The sequence below is a fragment of the Nostoc sp. genome (assembly GCF_036917375.1).
Classification (GTDB): Bacteria; Cyanobacteriota; Cyanobacteriia; order Cyanobacteriales; family Nostocaceae; genus Nostoc.
Genome location: NZ_JBALDN010000108.1, coordinates 1 through 21,773, shown reverse-complemented (window position 1 = coordinate 21,773; position 21,773 = coordinate 1). Strand labels below are relative to the sequence as shown.

21 protein-coding genes and 1 pseudogene are annotated in these 21,773 nt (G+C 42.7%); 13 read left to right on the top strand and 9 right to left on the bottom strand.

The features are described 5' to 3' along the window. Together V7K45_RS30030 and V7K45_RS30025 are read right to left on the bottom strand one after the other, a co-directional pair. Positions 1-185: pseudogene (locus V7K45_RS30030) on the bottom strand (hypothetical protein); the annotation flags it as partial. A 145-nt stretch (positions 186-330) separates the two neighbouring features. Then, positions 331-546, bottom strand: coding sequence for a chlorophyll a/b-binding protein (locus V7K45_RS30025; protein ID WP_094348273.1), 216 nt, complete (start codon positions 544-546; stop codon positions 331-333). 174 nt (positions 547-720) lie between these two features. On the opposite strand from V7K45_RS30025, the gene thyX reads away from it, so the two are divergent. From thyX to V7K45_RS30010, 3 genes are all read left to right on the top strand, one after another. Then, complete coding sequence (gene thyX, locus V7K45_RS30020) at positions 721-1,443, top strand: FAD-dependent thymidylate synthase (protein ID WP_335009187.1); 723 nt, start codon at positions 721-723, stop codon at positions 1,441-1,443. Between the two features lie 107 nt (positions 1,444-1,550). Then, positions 1,551-2,399, top strand: coding sequence for an Rpn family recombination-promoting nuclease/putative transposase (locus tag V7K45_RS30015; protein WP_335009185.1), 849 nt, complete (start codon positions 1,551-1,553; stop codon positions 2,397-2,399). Between the two features lie 220 nt (positions 2,400-2,619). Beyond that, positions 2,620-3,501: an Rpn family recombination-promoting nuclease/putative transposase gene (locus V7K45_RS30010; protein ID WP_335009182.1), complete on the top strand. Its 882-nt coding sequence runs from the start codon at positions 2,620-2,622 to the stop codon at positions 3,499-3,501. Positions 3,502-3,706: 205 nt separating this feature from the next. Here the strand turns inward: V7K45_RS30010 and dcd are convergent, their stop codons facing one another. Both dcd and V7K45_RS30000 read right to left on the bottom strand, forming a co-directional pair. Beyond that, the gene (gene dcd / locus V7K45_RS30005) at positions 3,707-4,276 is read right to left on the bottom strand and encodes a dCTP deaminase (RefSeq protein ID WP_335009189.1); all 570 of its coding nucleotides are present in this window, start codon (positions 4,274-4,276) and stop codon (positions 3,707-3,709) included. Between the two features lie 86 nt (positions 4,277-4,362). Next, positions 4,363-4,899, bottom strand: coding sequence for a P-loop NTPase family protein (locus V7K45_RS30000; protein WP_335009180.1), 537 nt, complete (start codon positions 4,897-4,899; stop codon positions 4,363-4,365). Between the two features lie 449 nt (positions 4,900-5,348). Between V7K45_RS30000 and V7K45_RS29995 the strand changes: the two genes are divergently transcribed. From V7K45_RS29995 to rnhA, 6 genes are all read left to right on the top strand, one after another. Then, entirely contained in the window at positions 5,349-5,972 is a 624-nt protein-coding gene (locus tag V7K45_RS29995) for an adenylate kinase family protein (RefSeq protein WP_335009178.1), read from the top strand. Positions 5,973-6,125: 153 nt separating this feature from the next. Continuing rightward, positions 6,126-6,869, top strand: coding sequence for a ribonuclease PH (gene rph / locus V7K45_RS29990; protein ID WP_335009176.1), 744 nt, complete (start codon positions 6,126-6,128; stop codon positions 6,867-6,869). A 265-nt stretch (positions 6,870-7,134) separates the two neighbouring features. Continuing rightward, positions 7,135-7,857 carry a 6-phosphogluconolactonase gene (pgl, locus tag V7K45_RS29985; protein WP_335009174.1) on the top strand — a complete coding sequence of 241 codons (723 nt, stop codon included), beginning with the start codon at positions 7,135-7,137 and terminating at the stop codon, positions 7,855-7,857. A 205-nt stretch (positions 7,858-8,062) separates the two neighbouring features. Further along, positions 8,063-8,944 (top strand): FHA domain-containing protein, encoded by an 882-nt coding sequence (locus V7K45_RS29980; RefSeq protein WP_335009172.1) that lies wholly within the window; start codon positions 8,063-8,065, stop codon positions 8,942-8,944. A gap of 292 nt (positions 8,945-9,236) precedes the next feature. Continuing rightward, entirely contained in the window at positions 9,237-9,980 is a 744-nt protein-coding gene (locus V7K45_RS29975; RefSeq protein WP_335009170.1) for a M50 family metallopeptidase, read from the top strand. A gap of 134 nt (positions 9,981-10,114) precedes the next feature. Continuing rightward, complete coding sequence (rnhA, locus tag V7K45_RS29970) at positions 10,115-11,023, top strand: ribonuclease HI (RefSeq protein ID WP_335009168.1); 909 nt, start codon at positions 10,115-10,117, stop codon at positions 11,021-11,023. Positions 11,024-11,158: 135 nt separating this feature from the next. Here rnhA and cruG read toward each other — a convergent pair whose 3' ends face one another. Together cruG and cruF are read right to left on the bottom strand one after the other, a co-directional pair. Continuing rightward, positions 11,159-12,355, bottom strand: coding sequence for a 2'-O-glycosyltransferase CruG (gene cruG, locus V7K45_RS29965; protein ID WP_335009166.1), 1,197 nt, complete (start codon positions 12,353-12,355; stop codon positions 11,159-11,161). A 153-nt stretch (positions 12,356-12,508) separates the two neighbouring features. Then, on the bottom strand, positions 12,509-13,417 hold the full coding sequence (gene cruF / locus V7K45_RS29960) for a gamma-carotene 1'-hydroxylase CruF (RefSeq protein ID WP_335009164.1): 909 nt from the start codon (positions 13,415-13,417) through the stop codon (positions 12,509-12,511). 388 nt (positions 13,418-13,805) lie between these two features. Here cruF and V7K45_RS29955 point away from each other — a divergent pair, with 388 nt between their 5' ends. Next, positions 13,806-14,252 (top strand): hypothetical protein, encoded by a 447-nt coding sequence (locus V7K45_RS29955; RefSeq protein WP_335009162.1) that lies wholly within the window; start codon positions 13,806-13,808, stop codon positions 14,250-14,252. Between the two features lie 144 nt (positions 14,253-14,396). Here V7K45_RS29955 and V7K45_RS29950 read toward each other — a convergent pair whose 3' ends face one another. Beyond that, a complete protein-coding gene (locus tag V7K45_RS29950; RefSeq protein ID WP_335009160.1) occupies positions 14,397-15,170 on the bottom strand; it encodes an MlaE family ABC transporter permease in 774 nt (257 codons plus the stop codon). Between the two features lie 683 nt (positions 15,171-15,853). Here V7K45_RS29950 and V7K45_RS29945 point away from each other — a divergent pair. Next, the gene (locus V7K45_RS29945; RefSeq protein WP_335009158.1) at positions 15,854-16,177 is read left to right on the top strand and encodes a hypothetical protein; all 324 of its coding nucleotides are present in this window, start codon (positions 15,854-15,856) and stop codon (positions 16,175-16,177) included. 188 nt (positions 16,178-16,365) lie between these two features. On the opposite strand, the gene V7K45_RS29940 is transcribed toward V7K45_RS29945, so the two are convergent. Then, positions 16,366-16,566, bottom strand: a complete 201-nt coding sequence (locus V7K45_RS29940) for a hypothetical protein (RefSeq protein WP_335009156.1) — start codon at positions 16,564-16,566, stop codon at positions 16,366-16,368. 134 nt (positions 16,567-16,700) lie between these two features. Here V7K45_RS29940 and V7K45_RS29935 point away from each other — a divergent pair, with 134 nt between their 5' ends. Further along, the gene (locus V7K45_RS29935) at positions 16,701-18,113 is read left to right on the top strand and encodes a hypothetical protein (protein WP_335009154.1); all 1,413 of its coding nucleotides are present in this window, start codon (positions 16,701-16,703) and stop codon (positions 18,111-18,113) included. Positions 18,114-18,817: 704 nt separating this feature from the next. Here the strand turns inward: V7K45_RS29935 and V7K45_RS29930 are convergent. Further along, entirely contained in the window at positions 18,818-19,966 is a 1,149-nt protein-coding gene (locus V7K45_RS29930) for an alanine--glyoxylate aminotransferase family protein (protein ID WP_335009152.1), read from the bottom strand. 658 nt (positions 19,967-20,624) lie between these two features. Here V7K45_RS29930 and V7K45_RS29925 point away from each other — a divergent pair. After that, positions 20,625-21,773, top strand: a 1,149-nt coding sequence (locus V7K45_RS29925; RefSeq protein WP_335009150.1) for a DUF4347 domain-containing protein, incomplete at its 3' end; no start/stop codon positions are given.

Sequence of the window (21,773 nt, the reverse complement as noted above, 5' to 3'; positions counted from 1 at the left end):
TGATTGATTTTTTTGCACAAGCACTGCTGGCTAATTCCAATAATTATCTGTCTATCCCATCCCTGCTTCCTAAATATTAGACCTGAATCCTTACGTGAAGTTGCCTTTCCAGATACTACTTCTGGTAGATTAAAATCTGGCGCTTTAGTGCCTAGCGGCAACATAGTTGAAGTAGCTAAAGCCATAGTTCACCCAATATTTTTACGCTGATAACTAACGGCTTTTGTTATCAGTATATTCTCACTCTAGCACTAAGTTTTCCATAAAATAAGAGACGGTAAATTTACCGTCTCTTACATTTTTTGAGATTTATTTTAAATAAATTAGTTTTTACAGACTTGCCAAAACACCAACAATTCCGTGTCCTGTGAATACTTCTAATGCTATCAGAGAGACAAAACCAATCATTGCTAAACGACCGTTGAGCATTTCTGCATAGGGAGTGAAACCAGTGCGATCGCCTTGTTCATCTATATATACTTTTGGCTCGATCGCAAAGTTGTTCAGTTTTCCTTGGTCATCAATAATAGCAGTGCTTGTACGCATGGGTTTTTCCTTGTCTTCTGTTTATGTAAACAACTGTAACAAATTTATGAATATTTGTAAAGTATCTTCATCTAATCGAGTAGAAGTCCAAGCCAGAGAAGAGATATGATGATGAATCGAGTTCAAAGCCATGTCTAAGTACTCTGTCTAAGCAATCCCAGTCATTAACAGCTAATGCATCGATTTCGAGTAGAGGTTATTGCCAAAACACCAAACCCGCAGCAGGTAATTTATGCCGCGATGCACCAGGATTATACTGATGGGTTTGTGTTTGATGAGCGAGACTCCTGGCCTTCTGAGTCACAAAGCGGCGAAGTTATTGTTAAGCGGCTTTTAGCGGGTGAGAGGGGACACTATGGGCCTTTAGAGCATCCCCAGATTGTTTTCAACTGTGGCTACTTTCCCCACAGTGTGATGCAGCAGGCGCGGACTCATCGCGTTTCTGTATCATTTGATGTTCAGTCTTTTAGGTACACAGGCAACCAATTTATTGATGTACTACAAGGTAAGAAAGACATAGAAGATGTTTTTTATCTACGCCCCGTTGGTTATTACACTGATAGGCAAGGTAAAAAGTATCACTATTCACCAGAACAACGAGCAGCAGATTTGGAGTGGTGTTTAGAAGCAGCTAAACGATATAAAGCTGATTTTGAGGCTGGGATGTCTGAAGAACACGCCAGAGGTAAAGTGCCTTTTGACTATCGCCAGCATTTTGTAGTGAGTTTCAATTTAAGGTCTTTCTTGCATTTTTGTGACCTGAGAAATAAGAAAGATGCTCAATTGGAAATTCAAAAGTTGTGTGAAATGATGTGGCCTCATTTTGAAGATTGGGCACCTGCGATCGCACAATGGTATGAAAAGCAGCGTCTAGGTAAGGCAAGATTAGCACCATAATCATATTTTGGGGCAATTCTATACTGAATTCTGACCGGAGGCGGAGCGTCTCCGGCTCTGCTCCTGAGTTCTGAATTCTTCTTATAAAAAATTTGTAAAATGCTTTCATGCGTCGAGATTCAATATTTTACAAACTGTTTCAACAGTCTCCAACTTTGCTGTTTGAACTACTGGCAAATCCTCCAAATAATGCAGATAGTTATCGTTTTGATTCAGTCGCCGTCAAAGAACCGAAATTTGAAATAGACGGAGTATTTCTCCCACCTGAAAATGATGGTGCCGGAGTTGTATATTTTTGCGAGGTGCAGTTCCAGAAAGATGAACAACTTTATGAGAGAGTATGGTCTGAATCTTCGTTATATTTCTACCGTAACCGTGCCAGATTTAGTGACTGGCAAGCAGTGATAATTTACCCGTCGCGCAGTGTCGAACAAAGCGATATTCATCCTCATCGCTCATTGCTAAACGGCGGACAAGTACATCGGGTGTATTTAGATGAATTAGGGGATATTCGTCAATTACCTATATGGGTGGCGCTGATGGTATTAACTACAGTGGATGAAGAACAAGCACCAGAAGAAGCAAGGTATTTGTTAACAAGAACCACTCAAGAAATGCTATCACCATCGAATCGCGCCATAATTGAATTAATAACGACGATCATGGTGTACAGATTTGAACAATTAACTCAAGCGGAGGTAGAGTCTATGTTAGGAATCACGCTCAAGGAAACGCAAGTTTACCGAGAAATTAAGGAAGAAGGACGTGAGGAAGGACGTGAGGAAGCAACAGCTAATCTTATTCTCCGGCAATTGACTAAGCGATTTGGGGAACTTTCTGAGGAAATACGCTCCTTAATTTCTGGTTTACCTTTGCCTGTTCTGGAAGATTTGAGTGAAGCACTGTTAGATTTTACTAGTTTGGCTGATTTACAGGTTTGGCTAGAAGCGCGATGAAGGTTTAGACTATCTCATATAAACATTTGCAGAACGATGGATATTCAAAAAGTTCTACGCGATCAGCATCGCACAATGGTATGAAAAGCAGCGTTTAGGTAAAGCCAGGTTAGCACCTTAGATAATGGCTGAAAGTTGACACCATTTACGGTAGGATAAGGCAAGCGATTATCCTCGGATTTATTGGGTTTGATTTAGGGCGATCGCATCTATTTTTTTGATGAACAAAGCTGTTGATATTAGCACTAAAAAATTAATCAGCCTTGCACCGAATAATTGGGAAAAATGGGTAACAGGAATTCCCGACATTGTTACAGGTGAAATCTTAAATACAGAATTCCAATGGATTAGCCGACAAAGCGATGTTGTAATTCCGGCTGAAAGTCCCCAATACGGGAAATTTCTCATCCTCAATGAGTTACAATTACGTCACACATCAGAAATGCCTCGTCGGATGCGTGCTTATGCTGCTCTTGCGGAAGAGAAATATAAACTACAAACTTACCCTGTACTGATTAACATTCTCAAAATCAGCAACAGCGAAATACCTACAACTTTTGCATCCAATTTTATCGGCTTAAGAGCAATTCAAGATTACCGCGTAATCAATCTCTGGGAAATTGACGTAAATATTGCTTTTGAAACGCCGTTACCGTCGCTGCTTCCCTTTGTACCAATTCTCAAAGGCGGAGAAAACGAGTTTACAATTAGGGAAGCATTGCGAATGCTGCGTGCTGACGAGCAATTAAATCAACTTGAGACAGTTCTGGCATTTTTTGCAACCTTTGTATTAGAAAGTACTTTAGTTCAGGAAATCATGAGGTGGGATATGACAGTCTTAAGAGAGTCACCTTGGTATCAAGAAATTTTACGTGAGGGACTAGCACGAGGACAAGCAGAAGGAGAAGCACGAGGAGAAGCAAGAGGAGAAGTACGTGGAATAATCTCTAGCATCGAAACAAGTTTAGAAGCGAAATTTGGCAGCGATGGTTTGGAGTTGATGTCGCAAATTTCGCAAATTTCTGACTTAGAGCAATTGAAAGAGATTTTACGCAGAATTGTTGTAGCAAATACAATTCAAGAGTTACGGAATGTTTTGTAGGATAAAGCGATCGCTCCAACTCCTGCCTGAGAGTTAGAATATGATAAAAGTTTAGACTATAAAATTTTCGGGAGAAAGCAAGCGATCGCACTCTAATTTTTGGGCATGATTTTTTGGGTATGATTTAGAGCGATCGCCCAATAGTAAGCAAAGCAGGATCTAAGTAAGGCAAGATTAGTTCCTTGCAAGATTAGTTCCTTGTTACTTAGACTTTAGCTAGAGTTACAATCTCTAGCTGATCCTGATATTTACCCTGTCTTGCTTCATAACTAATAGCGCAGGGTTCGCCTTCTAAAAATAACAATTGCACCACGCCTTCATTAGCGTAAATGCGACAGTCTGCGCTGGAAGAATTGGAAAATTCTAAAGTTAAATGACCTCGCCATGCAGCCTCAGCAGGCGTTAAGTTCGCTATTATGCCACAACGTGCATACGTAGATTTTCCAATACAAATTACAGTAATATTCTCAGGAACCTCTAGTTTTTCTAAAGCAACCCCAAGTCCATAACTATGAGCAGGTAAAATAAAGTAACTACCATTGGCATCGGTATGCAGTGCTGTTGGCTCCAGATTTTGAGGATTAAAGTTTTTAGGATCGACTACAGTTCCGGGAATGTGACGAAAAATGCGGAACTCGGCCGAAGAAAGGCGTATATCGTAGCCATAAGAAGATAAACCGTAGCTAATTACATGTTTAACTGCTACTGATTCATCTTTTTGCACTTTTCGGATTAAACTTGGCTCAAAGGGAGAAATTAGACCCTGTTGAGCCATTTCAGTAATCCAGATATCGTTTTTAATCACAACTTCACAGCTAATTCAAACGGAATTACTAGGATATCCTGAATTGAGTATTTTGTTTAAGGTCGATAACTCCGACGGATTTCTGTAATTTGATCTGCTACATCTAAGAGGGATTTCGGCATTTCTGGTCCTGTGAGAATGATATCAACGTGGGGAGGGCGTTTTGCCAAAAAGGCTAAAACTTCCGTTTCAGGAATTAAACCAAAGTTAATCGCTAAACTTAACTCATCTAACACCACGAGAGAATACTTACTCGCACACACTACTTGTTGTGTATACTGCCACAGCTTTTGTAAGGCTTGGTTTTCTGTATCGTCTAAATGTGGTGTATCGATACAACGAGGCAAATCACATCGAATCCAATCTAAATTTTGTCCTAATTGTATAGGTCGATCGTGTCCTTGGCGAATACCTCCTTTGAGAAACTGCACTATTAATACTGGCGTTCCTTGTCCAGCTATTCTCAGTGATTGAGCCATCACGCTCGTAAAAAAGTTGCGATGAGAACTAGTGAAAACTTGCACTAGTCCTTCAACTGGATATGGTAGGGTTAGGGTTGAATTGATACTTTGAGTCTCTAGCTGGGCAACCATAAAGTTAAGTTCAAAAAAATACAATAAGTAAAGGGTTATTACTGGCGGTAAAACTGACAAATTTGCCTGTATAATCAATCTGTTTTTCACAGGTATGGTGGATTTGGCAAATTGCATTCTTAGTCAAACACTAGGTTTGTATTGAAGTCAAGAGTTATTTGGATTTACAGCAGATTTCAGGCAAATGAAATACGTAGACAAAACCCGAAAGCCTGTAGAGACTTTGTATGTAACGTCTCTAGATGTAGTTTATAAAACCACTAACTGATGTAAATTTTCGTCTTTTATCTGTAATTAGTTGTAAAAATGAAAACATAAAATTTTTAGTTCCAATTATTTAAAAAAGCTAGGCACAACGCCTAAAAATCGCTAAATGTTAGATTTGTCGGTTGTTTGGGCAAAACAGACTTAGCTAGTAGTGAATTTGACAGGATGAGGAGTAAATCGTTGTGAGATTGGTGATTCTGGGAGGTTCAGGATCGGGGAAAAGCACTCAAGCACAGAGGCTTTGCAGATACTTTGATATTCCTCTGATTTCCACAGGTGAGATTTTACGAGAAGCAATATCTGGCAATCAGTCCCTGCCGGAATTTCGATGGTTGGAAGCCGATCCCCGGACTTCTCTTTCGGTTTACGCTAGCTTGAGTGAACTAGGCTACCATGCACGGCCCTACATGCAAAAAGGGGAGTTAGTTCCAGACGAAATGATTATTGAATTGATCCGAATTCGCCTCAGACAAGCAGATATTAGCTGCGATTGGGTGTTAGAAGGCTATCCCCGTACTGCCTTCCAAGCTGAAGAATTAGATTTTTTATTGGATGATTTAGGGCAAAAGTTAGATTGGGCAATTTATCTCCAAGTCCCGGAAGCAGTTATGGTTAGTCGATCCTTGGGGCGATCGCTACCAGATGACCAACCAGAAATTGTTCAACGGCGTGTAGAATTATTCTACGATCGCACCATTCCCATCCTAGAATATTACGACCGTCGCCGCTGTTTATTGACCATCAACGGCGACCAATCACCAGAAATGGTACAGCAAAATATATTAACACTGCTTTCAGTTCCTTGAAGAGTGCTGAGTGGGAGAGTTAGGAGTTAGTAACAATTCTTGGCAATGCCCAATACTTCGACTTCGCTCAGTACAAGTGCCCAATGCCCAAAAAGATGATTTACAACACTAAGGTAATCTTAAGGCAGTATTGTAAAACTTGAGGCAATTCCAATGGCTTGGCAGCGTCCTGACGGTCGGATTTCCTACGAACTACGTCCGATTAGCTTTCACCCCAGTTTCACCCGCTTTGCCCCCGGTTCTGTTCTCGCAAGATGCGGTGATACTCAGGTACTTTGTACTGTTAGCGTTAATAAGGGAGTTCCAAAGTTTCTCGAAGGAACTGGTAAAGGCTGGTTAACTGCTGAGTACCGAATGCTACCATCTGCTACCCAAAAACGCCAAGAAAGGGAATTATTGAAATTATCTGGACGGACGCAAGAAATTCAACGTTTAATTGGACGTAGCTTACGCGCAGCAGTGGATTTTGAGGCACTGGGAGAACGCACGCTAACTGTAGATGCTGATGTACTGCAAGCAGATGCCGGAACTCGGACAACAGCCATCACAGGTTCGTTTGTGGCGTTGGCTCATGCAGTTTCTAAATTATTGCAAGAGGGCGTATTAGAGCGATCGCCTTTGTGCGGACAGGTAGCGGCAGTTTCCGTAGGATTACTGGAGGGAGAGCCATTTTTGGATCTAAATTATATCGAAGATGTGGCTGCAACAGTAGATTTTAATGTGGTGATGAATCAACATCTGGGAATCATTGAAGTCCAAGGAACAGCCGAAGAAGGCAGCTTTAGCCGTACTCAGTTGGATCAATTGCTAGATGTTGCCCAAAAAGGAATTCAGGAATTGTTAATTGCCCAACGTGAAGCGATCGCAAACTGGGAAGCGTTGTTTGTGATTAATTAGTTTTATTAATTTTTAATAAGAATTAATAAATGTATCCTTTATGGCGTTAATCAACAAAGTATCAAGTAACTGGATGTAAATAAAAATAATCATGAGAGTAGTTAGTACGACTGACTACTGAAAACTTACCCTTGAAAATGATAAGGAGGTCTACGTTTTTCCAGTTTACTTAATCCACGATGTTAAATGTTTCAAAAGTTAAAAAGGGAGATTGTAATAAGTTCGGTATTGTATTGCTGGAAGCCAGCAATATGATGATGAAGCCATGAACAAAACTGTTGAAGTTCTACCGGATCAGCCGGCGCTGGTTGCACGAGCGCTAGAATTAATTCTGTCCAAGTTAAAAACTGCCATTGAGCAGCGTGGGCGGTTTATTATCGCCTTATCTGGTGGCAGTACACCTAAACCGTTATACGAAGCGATCGCTACTCAAAAACTGCCTTGGGATAAAATTCATATATTCTGGGGAGATGAGCGTTACGTACCACCAGATCACCCCGATAGCAATGAACTGATGACGCGTCGTGCGTGGCTAGATCGCGTTGACATTCCAGCGGCTAACATTCACCCTGTACCAACTTTAGAAGCCAATCCAGAACTGGCTGCTGCCAAGTATGAACAACAGCTCAAAGAATTTTTCAATTCTTCTGGGGTCGAGTTTCCCCCCTTGGATGTAGTATTACTAGGAATGGGTGATGATGCACATACTGCATCTTTGTTTCCCCATACAGAGGCTCTTAAAGTACGCGATCGCCTAATTACCGTGGGTAACAAAGACGGAAACCCCAGGATAAGTTTCACATATCCCTTCATCAACTCTGCTCGTAGCGTGATTTTTCTGGTTGCTGGTGCTAATAAAAGACCAGCTTTAGCACAAGTCTTTGCACCTGTAGCCGATGACTTTACTTACCCATCCCGCTTAATTAAGCCCCAAGGAGAACTTTGGTGGCTGCTGGATGCGGCAGCAGGTTTGGAACTTCAACATTGAACTTGGGCATTGGGTATAAGAGGCAGAGGTGCGGAGGGGCAGAGGCGAAAGGCTTACTGCTACTTCTCCCCTGCTCCCCTGCCTCCCCTGCTTCTTTTCCCCGTATCAAATCGGCAGTAATTGCTAGAATCTAAAGCTAGGGCCGCCCTCTGCTTGCCAGTCCTACCTACTATTTATGATGATCTTGAACAAAGGCTAAATATCGATGATCGTCTGCCCTAATTGCAATCATCCCAACCCTGACGGTGCTGTCCAATGTGAAGCTTGTTATACACCATTACCTGCGACTACTAATTGTCCCAGTTGTGGGGCAACTGTGCAGGCAGATGCTGCATTCTGTGGTCAGTGTGGCTATAACCTTCACTCCGCAGGTGTTCCACACGTTCATCCCGCAGTAGCTACAACAGTTACTCCCGATATTCCCGTGGAAGTGCCAGCGTTAGTTCCACCCGATCCACTGTTAGAACTTTTACAACCAGATGCTTTGGGAATGAGTGGTTCTACTAACTCCCATCCTCCTGAATCATCTTTACCACCAACAGAGATGGCAGTTCCTCCAGAACCTGCGCCACAGATACCTGTTGCAGAAAGCAGCCCTCCTGAACCTGTGTCAACCGTTGTAGCTCAACCCGTAGTCTCTGGACAAAGTAGTATTCCGACTCCACCACCTGTGGAACCAGTACCGCCCTCTGAAGCTGAAGCACCCTCGCCAGCAGCACCAGCACCAACTGCAACTGCTGCCAGAACGCAGTTGCAGCAAGTTACAGCGCGGTTACTCCACGTTCAAAGCGATCGCTTAATTGAATTGCCGCAAAATTTCTCTGTGATTCATATAGGCAAGCCCAATGACCGGATTCCTCCAGATATAGATGTTTCAGGATTTCCCAATTCCGAAATTGTCTCGCGGATTCATGCAGATATTCGCGTCGAGGGAGATGCTCATTATGTAGAGGATGTGGGAAGTTCTAATGGCACTTACATCAATAATTTGCCACTTTTACCAGGAAACCGTCATCGCTTGCGACCAGGCGATCGCATCAGCTTGGGTAAAGGAGACTTGATGACATTCCTCTTTCAACTTGCTTAACTGATTCTTGCTAAATTGTGACATCAGCCTAAGTATTTTCTGCCCATCCTCCGGCATCCATTTTGGAGGATCAACAAATGAACTGCATCAGACAAGCGACGGATAACTATGTTGTTCTTGATAGCGCCATAGTTGACAGCCGTCGCTTCGATGTGCAAATTGTTACATTCTCCAACAACTCCATTACCTGAAAAATTACACTAGGATGGATGGAAATACACTACCAATTTTAGATTTTTAATTTTTCAGAAAATCTAAAATCCAAAATCCAAAATCCAAAATTGAGTGACCTATGAGGGAACCAAGTAAAAATTTTGAAACCTTGCTCGCTAAAGAAGCCCCGCCAGTTGTGGAACGTATGGGGCTTACCTGGCTAGTTGCAGCAGCGATCGCAACTGCTTTATTGTGGCAAGTACCAGGAGGGGATTATATCTTATACCCATTTACAATTCTGGCAACTTGGTTTCATGAAATGGGTCACGGCTTAATGGCACTGCTATTAGGGGGACAGTTTCAGAAGTTGCAGATTTTTAGCAATGGTTCTGGTGTCGCAACTTATGGCATCCGATCGTCATTGGGGCCAATTGGCCCAGCAATAATTGCCGCAGCTGGACCAATGGGGCCACCTCTTGCCGGTGCAGCTTTAATTCTGGCTTCCCGCAGTTTTACAGCAGCAACCCTCTGTTTGAAAATTTTAGGAAGTTTTTTGCTGTTTTCCACATTAATTTGGGTGCGTTCCTGGTTTGGATTGGTGGCAATTCCCTTACTAGGTTTAATAATCTTAGGTATCGCCTTAAAAGCCCCTCGTTGGGCACAAGGGTTTGTCATTCAATTTTTGGGTGTACAAGCTTGTGTAAGTACGTACCATCAACTCGATTATCTATTTAGTAGTTCTGCTGGTCCCCTTGGTGCATCTGATACAGCGCAAATGCAGCGATATTTGCTTTTACCTTACTGGTTTTGGGGCGGGTTAATGGCGATCGCATCTTTGGTGATTTTAATCCAAAGTCTCCGCGTTGCTTATCGTTCTGAGTAATCAGTAAAAGTGAGTAAGAGGCAGCATTAAAGCGATTTCAGGACTAAAGTAAAAATTGATCGGTATAATAGCCTGGATATTGTTAAAAAAATCGCCGCTAATAACTCTTATCTTCGCGGTTCAATACTCTAACTATGTCCACCCAACCCATAATTCAAAGCATATACACCGATGGTGCTTGCACTGGTAATCCTGGCCCTGGCGGTTGGGGTGTTGTCGTCTACTTCAGCGATGGCTCAATCCACGAAATGGGCGATGCATCTCCTCATACCACTAATAATAAAATGGAGATGCAAGCTGCAATCGCCGCCCTTCAATTTCTGCAAACATCTCAACAAGCCCAACCCATCACCCTTCATACTGATAGCGAATACCTAATTAACTGCGTTACCAAATGGGTGAAAGGCTGGAAAAACAAAGGCTGGAAAAAGTCAGATGGTAAACCCGTCCAAAACCAAGACCTTTTAGAAACCTTAGATGAACTCAATACCCAACAAGTCAAATGGCAATACGTTCGAGGACATTCTGGTAACATAGGTAACGAACGTTGTGATGCGATCGCTCGCAGTTATGCCAGTGGCAAAACCCCTTCCCTACAACAATTATCTTCCACAGATTTTTACAAATCTTTACCTACTAAAAATGACCTAAATGTAGCAAAAGTAGCTGATTATGAAAAAAACTCTAGAATAACTAACCAAAGTCCGCAAAAAATCAGTACTTCTGCACCAGAAATAACCGTTATGGAACCATCAACCGGGCCAACTGCGGCCGTAACCGATGAAAAACCGCCAGAAATGAGGGTTTCGCAACTCCGCAGCTTGGTCGAAACTTTGCGTATAGCTGACGAAATTTCTGAAAAAGGCTACTTAATCACCAGTTCTGAATTAGCAGACTTGATGGATGTCCACGCCAGCGCTGTCACCAGTCGTGGAGATCAATGGCGCTGGCGAAATTGGATAGTGTCACGGGTACGCCGTGAAGGAAATCAAATTCTTTGGGAATTGGAACGCGGGGATCAAGTAGGAGGGGAAGAGGAGTAGGGAGTAGGGAGCAGGGGAGCAGGGGAGGCAGGGGAGCAGGGGAGAAGTAGCAGTAAGCCTTTCCCCTCTGCCCCTCCGCCCCTCCGCCCCTCTGCCCCTCTGCCCAATGCCCAATGCCCAATGCCCAATGCCCCACTATATATACTTGCGTCCTCGCCACTCGCGCGGGGTGCGGAATGCAGATAAGAAGATTCGCAGCACAGCTAAAGGATCGGCCAAAGGAGAAAGCCAGAATAACCAGCTGCCTTTAGCGTTGGTGCGATCGTAAGAAGGTGCGATCGCTATTAGCATTGCAAAGCGAATCACCAACAGGAATAAATTCAGTCCCAGCAGCAGGAGTGGGGGAGTGGGCGAATATGAGAGTGTGGGAGACATCAATAAAAAAGTCAGGACAATTAAAAGGGGTAGACCTTGAACAGATGCGAGTAGCCATAAATCTCCCCACAACTGAGAGCGAGAAGTTGCATCTTTGAGATCGAGACTCCGCCCCCATTCTTTCCACGTCTCCATCGCCCCTTCATACATACGTACCTTTAATACCTTTGCGCCATCTAAAAAGCCCACCTTATAACCTTGGATAGCAATATTGCGTGCCAAGGTGACATCATCACAAAAAGAATTACTCGCACTGCTATAACCACCCACAGCAGCTAAAACGGAGCGACGACACAAAAAACACTGGCCATTTGCCATTACCCGTTCTGGTTGCTCTGTATTGATCCCCGCTGGGTCAAATCGATAAAGTAAAGTCATCAACAACGCAGGTTGTAGCCAACACTCTCCAGGATATTTGAGGATGAATTGGGGTGAAAGAGAAACCAAATCATAGCCTTGTGCTTCGGCTGTCTTCACTAAACCAGCAACTAAACCAGGATGCGGTTGGATATCAGCATCCAGCCCCAGGAACCACTGACTAGCCTCGGAGCTATATAGAAAACCGTTATGCAACGCCCAAGGACGCCCCACCCAACCAGAGGGCAAGGGATCATCTGTCATCAGGCGAAAGCGCGGATCTTTCTGCTGTGAGGCTTTTACTAAGTCGGGGGTGCCATCACTCGATTTGCTATCTACAACCATAATTTCCCGAACTTCATAGCTTTGCTGACTTAAACCAGCCAACAGAGGGCTAATGCGAAGCGCTTCGTTCAGTGTGGGAACAACGATGCTAACCCTACCCAAAAGTTCAGGTGTTGGCTGTTGTGGTTCTATTGGAGGATGGCGTCTAGGCCCTTTTAACAGGCGCGAAAACAGAATCGCCGTTGCTGGTACTTGAATAAGTAGCAATAAAAGAGAGATAGCGCTTTCTGCTATCAAAGCGTTGTCATTAGTCATTAGTCATTAGTCATTGGGTATGGGGCATGGAGAAGAGACAAGGTAGACAAGGAAGAAGGGGGAGACAAAGGAGAGACTTGTTCAATAATTCCCCCTTGTCCCCCTTGTCCCCTTGTCTCCCCACTCCCACTTCCCACTCCCTAATTTCTAGGCTTATTTCAAGGCAACTTCAACCTTTGCTACTGACACTTCTTTGGTTACTGGTTCAACAGTAACTTGAGCCGGTGTGGTTGAACTCCTTGACCACAGCACCACAGCCGGAATCACACCTAGCAATAAGCCGAGTAACACAGGGATAGAGAATCCAGCTGCCAAGCTGAGTCCAGCGGCGAAGGCAAAGTTAGTTAAATAAACGACTAATGGCAGATTGAGTTGCGATCGCTCTACTTTAATCGAGCTATTTCTCCACAATAATCCTGCCACACTCATAAACAGGGCGCTAGTACCAAACCAACCTGCATAGTTCTGGTAAGGTGTTCCAAAGAAAGCTCCTGGTTGTTCCCAATACCAGAAGGGGAGAGAAGTTTGACTCATAGCTGGTTCAAGGGCAAAGTCCCAGCAAGTGAAGAGTAAAGCACCAACGGCGATCGCAGCAATATGGCGACCCCAACTGGGTTTTTGAGCCACTTTCAAACCAGTTCTGGCAATTAAGTAAGACGACAGCCCAACATAAAACCAAGATAAAGGAATTGTGAAAGGAACTAACCCCCCAATCTTATAACCCAAGCCACTCAAGTAGCTATAATCACCAAATGGAAACCCTGTACTAGTTCCCAGTAGTTCACTTCCCAAAGAGATAAACATAGCTGGTAGCATAAATGCTAGCCAAGTTCCTAATCCCAACGTCCGGTAGGCATAAATAGAGACAGCTACTGTCCCTAAAATGATATCAACTACACCACCGCCAGCCATACTTAACTGTACGGCAGTTTCTCCTACCTGCGATAAGTTGAAAATTATTTCAGCATTAGGTACTACCAGTAGCATCCCTACCAGTCCAAAGGCTTTTGACGCGATATGACCAATGAGGCTTACGCGTTCAGCAATAATAAGTTGTTTCATGATAATTCCTTAACAAGATGTCACACGCGGCTACTCGGCTGCTAACAGTTTACAAATCTTTAACTACTTTGTACCGCAATTCTCGACAAACTTGTTTGGCTTTCTTGTGAAGAGCATAAAAGTCTATTGATTGAAGTTATAAAATATGATGCTAAACTTACTAGTTTAAGCCATATATTCAAAATCTACATAATTTTATCTCTAAGAACTTCTGGTTTCTTATCTCACTAATACCCGTATCGGAAAAAACTTCTTTGATACTGGGATATGCTTAAGGAATGGACAATCATTATAAACTGAGCAAGTCCTCAAGCAAAATAAAGTCTTGAGTTACTACACTTATTTTTTATGCGATAAGACCTTAACCCTGTACTAGAAATATAAACCCATGTCAATTTTGAAAAGAGTTCCTTGGGTGTCCCTGGCACTAGTACTGCTGAGTTACAGTACTTTGGGCTGGGTAATATCAGAAACACGTGTTCCTATATTTGTGTGGGTGGCAACTGTAATTGCTATCTTGCTTTTGATCATCACTTTGACCGCTCCTTGGCCGAAGATGACATATTACTACAGTCTTTTTCTTCAATCAAATACCAGGGCTTTCGGCATTGCCGTCTTAGCAGCTTTCTTATTCTTTATCATGATTGCTTGGTTTCGGGTATTTCTTGATACTTTACTCATCATTTCAGCGACTATATTAGTCCGGATAGACTTTCAAAGAGCGGGTCTTAGGGAAGGGTTAGCTTTCTTGACTACCTCTATCTTTTCATTAGGAGGTTTAGCTTTGGGTGCGCTAATCTACAAGTTCATATATTCCCAAATTCTGCTAACGTGATGAAGTATACCCGAAAAACTAGCGATGCCTGGGTTAGGTTGCGCCAATTTTTTAGAAGCAGTATTTTATACCTAAAATTTCCTTTGTAGCTCAAATTCCCAACTTTTTAAAAAGTTGGGAATTTTGTTCAATACTTACTTGGGTTCAAAATGCAGGCTGTTCAAACAGCAGTAGAGATAGGAAAAAATCCATAATAAAAATGGATACCCAACTAGTAACAACTGCTTTGGTTGCCGATTCTCCTACTTCCTTTGCTCCCCCTCTAGTAGTTAAACCCCAACTACAGCCAATGACAGCAACCAGCACTCCAAAAATAAACCCTTTTAGCAAAATAATAAACAAATCTGATGGTTCTAAAAAATTTCTGACTGATTCTAAAAATGTTTCGGGAATAATTTGGTAGAACTTTGATGCAGCAAAAACTCCGCCGATGATGCCTGTAACTAAAGCCAAAATCGTCATCAAAGGCACCATCAAACAACAAGCAATTACTCTCGGAAGTACTAGATAATCAATTGGATCGGTTTTGAGCATATAAAGTGCATCAATTTGTTCAGTGACTCGCATTGCACCTATTTCTGCTGCAAAAGCAGAACCTACTTGTCCCGCCATAATACTAGCAGTCAAAATTGGAGCTAATTCTCTACAAAAAGCTAAGGCAAAAGCACCTCCCACTGCATCAACAGCGCCAAACCGCACTAATTCTCTCGCTGTTTGAATAGTAAAAATCATTCCTGCAAAACTGCTGACAAGGAGAACTGGAGAGATAGAACCTGGCCCAGCGGTAACAAGATGTTGCAAAATCTTGCGATAGTAGGTTTTCCCTTGGAGTAAATGTAGCCACACTTGACCAAAGAGCAGTATTGCTGCAAAACAGCGTGTAATCCCAGATTGCTCAAATTTTGTTTTTGGTTGCAATTTTATCGTCCTTACGACTGACTTTTTTTGCACATTTGTTGTTATATCATTTTCCAAAATCAGACTACAGATACAAATGGTGGGAACCCAGCCAGATGTCAATACTTTTCGGATAAGCCTAACAATCTCTCTTTTGGTCTGGGAAAAGGGCAAAGGGGAAAGGTAAATTCAAACCCTTTCCCTTTCCCCTTTCCCCCTTAACCGAAAAGTATTGAGCCAGATGTAATCTGACTTTCTCAATTAAATAGACGCACTAAGTGCGGCTTACCGCATATTACGAATTGTTATTAGGATATGGTACATGAACAGAGGCACTACTACCGCAAGGCGGAATTCAAAATTTAAAATGACGCTCGCGGACTCGCTAACGCTGCGCTAACAAAATTCAAAATGAATACAGTATAACTGTTTCATTTATTTGGAATGTGTGGTTTTATATAAGCCGTGTTGTACTAGATGTTGACCCTCAAAATAAAGGAGGCGTTTGGGCATGCTTCAATTGAGCTTAGTAAACTTTAGCGGAAAATAGCACATAAAGCATTATGAGCTTTTTTGCTATTGCTCTCATGCTTTGTGTGCTATGGAGTTGCAATCTCTGGTCTGTCAAACTAGGAAAAGTAATTGAATTAACTCAAAGGGTTGAAAAATTTATAATATTTCCAAATAATATTAAACAATTTTTTATGAGCAGGATTAAATACATCATATTTCTGTTGCTATTAATACTACCTTTCTCCGTGGGATATCCGGCTTTTGCATCTGTATGCCGCAATTACGCTGTTTACGATGGTCTACGCCACCAGATTTGCATTTTCAGTATCAGCCGAAGTGCCAAAAATTATTGGGAATACAAGGCAATTGTTAGCGTAGATGGCATAAAAAGACCTACAGAGGTTTACAATTGTCGCGAACGAGTCAAGGTTCAACAAGCTGGGACTGTTTTGCCTTTTGAGGAAAAAGGCCCTGGTGAGATGATATGCAGCTTTTTTAATTCTTCTCGGCGGTAAATACGCACCAGATAATGAAGACGGTAAAACCTAGATAGGTGAATACTGTTAGCCATTCTTGCCAGCTACCAAATGCATTGTTCATCAGCAAAAGCCGGAAAATTAATATTTATCAATCCTATACGCTGATGCTACCAGTAGGTTGCTGTATTTTAGGAGATCGAAGAAGACTAGTCAAAAATTCTTAGCTAATTTTCCGGAATGGGTAACAATAGCGTGGTAGTAAATATCAGAGCATCGATATTATACTGAACCTCTATAACTAACCTTCGGGGAATATATCCCCATTGTTTTCCCTCAAAAACCCGGTCTTTATGACCGGGTTTTTGGTGTTTATAACCAGTTACAGTCGAGCAAGTCAGGGACAGAGCGATGCCCACGGTGGTCACTGAGCTTTGTCGAAGTACTGGATACACCAAAGTAGCGCTTCTCTCAATTGTCTGGGTATCAAATAAAACTATTATCCAGAAACTTTTAAGAGATTTTATTGGTCTGGTTCTCCAAATTCTGCAAAAATCAACCAATGTCATCTTCTGCTCAAGGTATTCCCGGATTACCCGATTTGACGCATCCAGTTGAGCTTGTTCAATTTGGAACCCAGGCGCTCAAAGCTTCGTTGTTATTGGTATTTTTGATCGTAGCTTTAGGAGTTGCGATCGCACTGATCAGTTTTTCTTTGCGTCGCAGCCAGCCGGAACAATTTATATTCATTGGCGAATGGGCTGTTCGTTATTCTCAACTATTGCGGGGATTACAGCATTTAACTCTAGTATTAGTCCTGTTAGTTCCGGGATTTTTCCTCTGTTCGACTTTGAGCAATCGCTATCACTACTGGGAACAAACAAAGGTGGCTCAAGTAGCTGAAAGTGTCGCAGGTGAAAAGCTCGAACAATCTGCCCCGCAAGTCCGCTACACTACCCAGGAGCCATACTCTTATACCACGCAAGCCAATGGCAAAATAGTCAAAATCAATGATACGCGAGAGATTAACCGCTTCTTAACGCTGGGTGGTTCGCAAATTCAAGTCAAGCTAGACCAAAGCGTAGATGTTCCAGGTCGCAGTTCAATTTATCGCGTGGAATACACTGGTGATTATAAAGTAGTTAACCAACTCAAGGATATTAATAATTTCTTTTTTGAAGCATCTCCACCTAACGGCTACACACTGCTTTCTGGCTACAAAGTAGAGCGTAACGGTACTAGGCTACAACAAACTAATCCGGGAGACTATGGCTTTCCCTTCCAGCTGCAACCAGGAGAAGAAACGACCTTTCGAGTCACCTATCAGGCTCAAGGCGGGCCTCGCTGGGTTTACAGCGCCGCAGGACAGTTGCTTTCTAATTTTCGCCTCACAGCAATTGCCAACTTTGCTCCGGCTGATTTTGCCAGTGGTGTTGTACCAAATGAGATTAAAGTTACTGGGCGTAGTACTCAGTTTACTTGGAAATTTGACGATAATGTCTCAGTCAAAAATCCATTTGGAGTGTTTACTAACACTGACCCCATTCGTCATACTGGCATCATTCCCCGGCTTTTATTACTAGCACCGGCAATATTTTTGTGGTGGATATTGTTGTTATATTTGTCGCTACCAATGAGTTTTAGAAATATTGCGATCGCTGGTAGTATTTTCTTTGCTTGTCTGTTGACTTTGACCTATCTAGCTCGCGTTATCAATGCTCAGTTGGCTTGGACTTTAATTTCCATCATTTTACTAATTTTAACATGGGGATTGGGAGCTAGCCGCAGTGCTTCCCTGGCTGCGATCGTCGCTACTATTGCTGGAGCAGTGCTACCTATTTTTGGATTATTAGTACCGTTTAGCGGACTAACTCTTAGTTTAGCAGGTTTGCTTTCAGCAGTTTGGCTAGCAGTTCGTCACTGGTGTGGCAATGCTTTTCGGTTAAGGGAGAAAGGGGAAAGGGAAAAGGTTTGAATTTACCTTTACCCGCAAACCCATTAACCTTTCCCCAGAGCAAAAAAGAGATTGTTGGGTTTATCCGAAAAGTATTGACTGGTATGGCTGGTACAGTTTGCACCCAGAAGATCAAAGATTGCAGACTCAGAAAAATGCTAAAGATTAGATGATTCCGCTATGATTAGCGAAGTTTTAGCGTGGGGCATTTATGGATAACGATTTACTCGCTTTCTTTGCGGCTGCTGGGTTACTCATTCTCTATCTTATCTTCTCAGCTTTAACTGAAATGGGTACTAAATTGCCTTGGAAGAAATAATACCAATTTGAAAAATGATTGCGACAGATGGAAAACTGAAACACTTATCCAATGGATGTTTCACAATCCAAAATCTAAAATCGTTCGACTGAGCGTAGCCGAAGTCTAAAATCCAAAATGGTATAAGTTGATGGGCTAAAAAGTTTACACTTCTAAACCTCATTGGGGTTGGAAAAAAAAGTAAACATCCTTTAGGCTTGGTTAATATATTTATTGTTCGAGATAGTGCCAAATGCGCGATCCACAAAATAACCACATTAAAGTTGAGCCGGCAACCCTCGTTTTGATTGTATCTGTCTTAATACTCTTGCCTCTGCTGGTTGTTGGTTTTTTCTCGCAGTGAAGTTAGCCCGATGCTCTTTTTCTCAGGTGCGTTAAGCTACTGTTAACGCACCATATATCAAAACTACTTAGGCAAAACCTGCCGCAGTGCTGCTAAAAGTTGGTCGACACTTTCCTTTCGACTATTAAAGCCCATCAATCCCACGCGCCAAACAAGACCCGCCAGTTCGCCAAGACCACCGCCAATTTCAATATTATGTTCATTGAGTAACTGCCGAGCGATCGCTTTCCCATCTACCCCGGCTGGAATACGGACAGTGGTAAGCGTTGGCAATCTATACTCTTGCTCAACGTGCATACTCAGTCCTAAATTCTCTAAACCTTCCCAGAGATATTCTACGTTCTTCTGATGCCGCTGCCAGGAATTTGCTAATCCCTCTTCTGCAAGCAAACGTAGTGCTTCTCGCAATGCATAGTATAAATTAATAGGTGCTGTGTGGTGATAGGTGCGTTCAGCACCCCAATACTTGCCCAGCAACAACATATCTAAATACCAGTTTGCAACTTTCGTTTGCCGCTGTTGCAATTTCTCAACTGCACGCGCACTCATTGTAAAAGGAGAAGCACCAGGCGGGCAACCTAACCCTTTTTGGCTACAACTATAGGCTAAGTCAACTCCCCAAGCATCCAAAAACAAGGGGACGCCGCCCAAACTTGTCACCGTATCCACTAATAACAAAGTGCCAAATTCACGACACAAATCAGCGACCCCTTCTAAAGGTTGACGTGCGCCAGTGGAAGTTTCGGCATGAACTAGAGCTAAGATAGTTGGACGATGAGTTTTTAAGGCAGTTTGGAGTTCATCCAAATTGAAAACTTGTCCCCAAGGTTTGGTAATGGTTCGCACATCAGCGCCATAACGTCCAGCCATATCCACGAGGCGATTACCAAAGTAACCAGCTACACCAATTAAAACTACATCACCGGGTTCTACAGCATTGGCGATGGTTGCTTCCATTGCCGCTGTTCCCGTACCGCTGACTGCAATGGTAAGTGAGTTTTCTGTTTGCCATACGTACCGTAGCAACGACTGAATTTCATCCATGAGTGCGAGAAAAGTTGGGTCAAGATGCCCAACGGGTGAAGTATTCATCGCTTGGAGAACTGTGGGATGGGCATTAGATGGCCCTGGCCCCAACAGCAAACGGGATGGGATTTCTAGCGGCGTGAGTTGCAAGCGCCCGGAGTCATTAATTGAAATTGTTTGCGTCATAAATCTCTCTTCATTTAGACGATACTTACCGGATCATATAGGAATCCGATTTGATTCCTGAACTTACTTGTGTAGTGAGGGAACAGGAAATCTGGGAATAGTAGTTCGCCAAGTGAACTTGGCGGGGTAAAGAGTAAGGGGGAAGGGGGAAAGGTGTTAAATCCCTTACCCTTTCCCCTTTCCCCAGACCTCACAAGCGCATTTTTGGGTTGGCAGACTAATAGGGCATTACAGAACAGTGGTATGAATTGAGCAAGCAGGGGAAACTGGGGGAAAATTTTGGACGTTGCTAATTCATCCCGCAAATATGCAACGTCGGGATATAGATGTGTACTCAACACGTTTCGGATAAGTATTTTGAACTCAGAATTACCTTTGAAAAAAGGTTACTGGGTTTGGGTTAGAGGTTTTTTCTCCCCTTTTCCCTTTACCCTTTACCCTTTCCCCGAACCGTATTGGATGTGTACTGAGTTTTTTTATCAAAAGTTTCAGCTACTTTCTATGCCCAAAATTTCTAAATCTTCATTAATTAAATTGGTGGATTTACCGAGGGAAAGGATTTATTTTATTCCTACATTGAAAGTGAAAGCAACTACAAGAAACGATCTGCAAAAAGTTTCATTTTTGCTGAATATCAGGGATTTACCATTGGACATTTATGATAAAGCATAATAGCAATAAAAACTTTACTATAAACAAAATATCTAACAGCATTAATATTAAATCAACTTTAGACTTGTATCCTACTCGCCTAGTTTTTATTGACCCACAGGTTGATGACTACCAAAGTCTAGTAATGGGTGTATTACCAGATACCTCAGTTGTAGTCTTAGATGCCAACCAAGATGGTATTGAGCAAATTAGTCGAGTGCTGGGGTCTCATCAGGGAGTCAATAGTCTGCACATTGTTTCCCACGGCGCACCTGGGTGCATCTATTTGGGCAACAGTCAACTCAACAACGAAACGCTCAATCGTTACGCAGCCCAACTTATGGATTGGGCAAATGCTTTGGGTGAAGACGCACAACTACTGCTATATGGTTGCAAAGTCGCTCAAACCGAGCCAGGTGTATTGTTTATACGCTGTCTGAGCGAATTGACAGGTGCAGTAGTAGCGGCCTCTGATGACTTGACAGGGAGTGCTGCATTAGGTGGTGATTGGGAACTGGAGGTTTCTACAGGGGCTATTGTTCCTCGTTTAGCGTTTAGGCAAGAAGTAATAACAGCCTACGCTTCAATTCTACCTGTAGTTCTTGATGCCAGCTTTGACAGTGATGGTAAGGTCACTACTGATATTGGTACTAAGACCACCGACACTGCTAGAAGCATTGTCATACAAGATGATGGCAAGATTCTAGTAGCGGGAGTGAGTAATAATAACTTTGCTGTAGTACGTTACAACAGCAATGGTAGTCTCGACACTAGCTTTGATAGTGATGGCAAAGTCACTACTGACTTTGGCAATACTGACATAGCCTACAGCATTACCCTGCAAGACGATGGCAAGATTCTGGTAGCGGGAGCGAGTAGTAGTAACTTTGCTGTGGTACGTTACAACAGCAATGGTAGTCTCGACACCAGCTTTGGTACTGCTGGCAAGGTTACTACTAACTTGGGCAGTACTGACATAGCCTACAGCATTGCCCTGCAAGACGATGGCAAGATTCTGTTAGCGGGAGTGAGTAATAATAACTTTGCTGTGGTACGTTACGACAGCAATGGTAGTCTCGACACCAGCTTTGGTACTGCTGGCAAGGTTACTACTAACTTGGGCAGTACTGACATAGCCTACAGCATTGCCCTGCAA